Origin of the sequence: Kitasatospora sp. NPDC057542 (assembly GCF_042801945.1) — a bacterium.
GTDB lineage: Bacteria > Actinomycetota > Actinomycetes > Streptomycetales > Streptomycetaceae > Kitasatospora.
This window is the reverse complement of the sequence record NZ_JBHVFE010000702.1, coordinates 1-3,040: the sequence shown is the minus strand read 5'-3', so window position 1 is coordinate 3,040 and position 3,040 is coordinate 1. Positions and strand designations below refer to the sequence as shown.

Below are 3,040 nucleotides of genomic sequence, written 5' to 3'. Positions count from 1 at the left end.
GAGTGGCGCCGCACCAGGGGCTGGGCCGCCGTCGCGGTCGCCTACGCCTCCGCCGCGGGCCCGCGTGTGCCCGACGCCCTCGCCGCACTGCGGGCCGCCGGCGCCGGGCGCACCGCCGTCGCCCCCTACCTGCTGGCCCCGGGCCTGCTGCCGGACCGCATCGCGGCGGCCGCCGCCGGGGCGGACGTCCTGGCGGACGTCCTCGGCCCCGCCCCGGAGCTGGCCGCCCTCCTGCTGCGACGCCACGACGAGGCGCGCCGGGCGCAGGAGTCCGCCCGGGCCCTCACGGCCTGAGCGCGGGCTGCTCAGGCGTAGTCGAGAATGCTGTGCTCGCTCAGGTCCGCGGCATGACGTGCCACGGTTCGGTAGTCCGCGTCATCGTGGAGGACCGTGAGTCCATGGTGTGCGGCCGTCGCCGCGATCACGAGGTCGACCGCGGAGGCACTACGGTGCTGGCCGGCGAGCGCCATCCTCCGCTGCACCGTGTCGATCCACCGTCCTGCGCTCTTCGGTACGGAGACGTCCGGGTAGAGCTCGGCGAACATCTCGGCGATCTCGTCGTACTCCTGGCCGCTGCGCGCGCTGTAGAGGAACTCGGCGCGCTGCGGATAGCACGACGCGACCGACCCTGCGTCGATCGCGTCGAACCAGGCGGCCTGCACCTTGGGCTCACCGAGCAGCCTGAACAGCGCAGAGGTGTCGAGCAGATAGATCACCGGGCGTCCTTCTCCGCCCGGTGCAGCCGCTCGGCGTCCGCGACGGCTCCCCAGTGTCGCGCCCGCTCGAAGTGCCGACTGATGCGGGCGGCACGTTCCTGCCGTTCGGCGTAGTAGCGCAGCGCCAGGTTGACGGCGTCCTTCTTGGTCCGGACACCGGCGAGGACCATCGCGCGTTCCAGGGCCTCTTCATCGATGTCGATCTGTGTTACGGACATCCGGCACCTCCGACGATGTTGGTGATGTACATAGCATTGTATCTCACCAACATCGCCCAAAGGCGCCGGGTGCTCAGACCCGCCGCAGGGTGAAGGTGTCCGCCGGGTGGCCGGCGTAGGCGGCGGCGAGGCCGCCGGAGAGCCGGTAGACGCTGCCGGCCGGGCCCGCGACCACCGCGGTGGGAGTCGGGTCAACGGAGGGGCGCACGGCGGTGAGGCGGGCGGTGCGCCAGTGGTCGTCCGAACGCAGTTCGACCTCGGCGTCGCGGCCGGTTCCCAAGAAGGCGTTGGTGACGCCCGCGATGGAGCCGTCCGGGCGGCCCAGCAGGCCGTCCAGGTGGAGCAGGGCACCACCGCCGGCCACCTCGACCCGCCGCAGGGCGGCCGGGTCGCGGACCGGCACCTGCCACAGCGTGCCGTCGTCCCACTTGCCGAGGACCAGCCGGCCGTCCCGGTGGACGATGCCGTTGAGGCCGTACCCGCCGGGTGCGGGGGCCAGTCGCGGGTCGCGCAGCAGGACGGAGGCGGTGCCGTCCGGCGTCACCCGGTAGACGACGGGGGCGAAGGAGTCGGTGACGTACGCGGTGCCGTCGGGGCCGAGCGCGATGTCGTTGGCGAGGTGGTTGCCGCCGTCGGCGGCGACGGCGGCGAGGTCGGTGTAGAAGATCTGCCGCCCGGTGTCCAGGTCGTAGGCGCCGATCCCGGCGAGCTTCCCCTGGGTGGCGGCGCTGCTGCGCTCGCCGAGGCCGTTGTCGAGGTCGGTGACCAGGACGCGGTGGCGGGCCCGGTCGATCCGCAGGCCGGCGATCTCGGTCAGCGCGGGGTCGTCCACCAGGGTGCGCACGCTGCCGTCGGTGCCGACGGCGGAGACGGTGCCGTGCCGCAGCGAGCCGAGCAGGAAGCGGTGGTGGGAGGCGTCCCAGTCGCCCGACTCTGGCACCAGGGTGGGCGCGTGGCCGGAGATCACGGCCGGTGCCGGGCGGCCGGCGGCCGCGGCGGGCAGCGCGCCGGCCGTGCCGAGGAGGGCGGCCGCGGCGACGGCGGCGGCCAGGGCCCGGCGGGCAGTACGGTTCTGGCGGTGGCTCATCGGTGTTCCCTTGCGTGTGCGGTCCGTTGACGTGATCCAGCCTCGCCCGGTCGGCCGGTCCGCAGCAGTGCGTGGGAATACTGGTAGTCCGACTACCGGGGAAGGACGGGGGACATGGTGGACGCGGAGGACGCCCAGGAGCGCCGCTCGGCACTGTCGAGCTTTCTGCGCAGTCGCCGCGCGCGGCTGACGCCGCAGGAGGTCGGGCTGGCGCCCGGGGTGCGGCGGCGCACCCCGGGGCTGCGCCGCGAGGAGCTGGCGCTGCTCGCCGGAGTGGGGGTGACCTGGTACACGTGGCTGGAGCAGGGGCGGGACATCCACCCGTCACCGGAGGTGCTGGGGAGCCTCGCCCGTACGCTGCGTCTGGACCGGGCGGAGACGGCGTACCTGTTCCGGCTGGCCGGCGGCCACCCGCTGGACGGCGAGGTGGCCGCGCCGGGGGACGTACCGGCCCCCCTGCTGCGGCTGATGCACGCGCAGTGGCCGGCACCGTCCTTCGTGATGGACGCCAACTGGGACATCCGGGCCTGGAATCCGGGCGCGGATGCGCTGTTCGGCCTGACCGGCCGTCCGCCGCAGGAGCGCAACCTGGCCTGGGTGGTGTTCGGCAACCCGGTGCACCGGGCCCGGGTCGAGCACTGGGAGGAGCACGCCCGGCGCTTCCTGGCCCAGCTGCGCTCCGCCTACGCGGAGCGCGGCGGCGAGACGACGGCCGTGGGGCGCCATCTGGCCCGGATGATCCGCCAGGTGCGCGCCGAGTACCCGGAGGCGGACCGCTGGCTGGACGAGCACCAGGTCGCGGAGCGCTCCGGCGCCGAGAAGGTCATCCGGCACGAGCGGGTGGGCCTGCTGCGGATCGACCAGCACGTGCTGCTGGCCGCCGAGGGCCTGCAGCTGATCGTGATGTCCCCGCGCGACGCCGACACCGAGGAGCGGCTGCGCCTCCTCGCCCCGGCACTGGCACCGGTGCCGGCACCGGCGGTGTAGCGCAGAAGAAGGCGGTCCGCCGCCCCCGGCAC

At 74.4% G+C, this 3,040-nt stretch carries 5 protein-coding genes; 2 read left to right on the top strand and 3 right to left on the bottom strand.

Translation table 11 applies throughout. The features are described from left to right. Positions 1–294: sirohydrochlorin chelatase (locus tag ACFU7Y_RS42355; RefSeq protein ID WP_380771761.1), on the top strand; the 294-nt coding region annotated here is incomplete at its 5' end. 11 nt (positions 295–305) lie between these two features. Here ACFU7Y_RS42355 and ACFU7Y_RS42350 read toward each other — a convergent pair. The 3 genes from ACFU7Y_RS42350 to ACFU7Y_RS42340 all read right to left on the bottom strand — a co-directional run bounded on the left by ACFU7Y_RS42350 (position 306) and on the right by ACFU7Y_RS42340 (position 2,021). Continuing rightward, entirely contained in the window at positions 306–716 is a 411-nt protein-coding gene (locus ACFU7Y_RS42350) for a PIN domain-containing protein (RefSeq protein WP_224285436.1), read from the bottom strand. Beyond that, positions 713–934, bottom strand: a complete 222-nt coding sequence (locus ACFU7Y_RS42345) for a type II toxin-antitoxin system VapB family antitoxin (RefSeq protein WP_224285437.1) — start codon at positions 932–934, stop codon at positions 713–715. The genes ACFU7Y_RS42350 and ACFU7Y_RS42345 overlap by 4 nt, the downstream gene beginning before the upstream one ends. 73 nt (positions 935–1,007) lie before the next feature. Beyond that, the gene (locus ACFU7Y_RS42340) at positions 1,008–2,021 is read right to left on the bottom strand and encodes a hypothetical protein (protein WP_380771759.1); all 1,014 of its coding nucleotides are present in this window, start codon (positions 2,019–2,021) and stop codon (positions 1,008–1,010) included. Between the two features lie 114 nt (positions 2,022–2,135). Between ACFU7Y_RS42340 and ACFU7Y_RS42335 the strand changes: the two genes are divergently transcribed. Continuing rightward, positions 2,136–3,008 (top strand): helix-turn-helix transcriptional regulator, encoded by an 873-nt coding sequence (locus ACFU7Y_RS42335; RefSeq protein ID WP_224285250.1) that lies wholly within the window; start codon positions 2,136–2,138, stop codon positions 3,006–3,008. The last annotated feature ends 32 nt before the right edge of the window (positions 3,009–3,040 follow it).

Excerpts from the sequence above, each read along its gene's own strand:
- ACFU7Y_RS42345 (WP_224285437.1), bottom strand. The coding sequence starts at position 934 with ATGTCCGTAACACAGATCGACATCGATGAAGAGGCCCTGGAACGCGCG.
- ACFU7Y_RS42335 (WP_224285250.1), top strand. The coding sequence starts at position 2,136 with ATGGTGGACGCGGAGGACGCCCAGGAGCGCCGCTCGGCACTGTCGAGC.
- ACFU7Y_RS42340 (WP_380771759.1), bottom strand. The coding sequence starts at position 2,021 with ATGAGCCACCGCCAGAACCGTACTGCCCGCCGGGCCCTGGCCGCCGCC.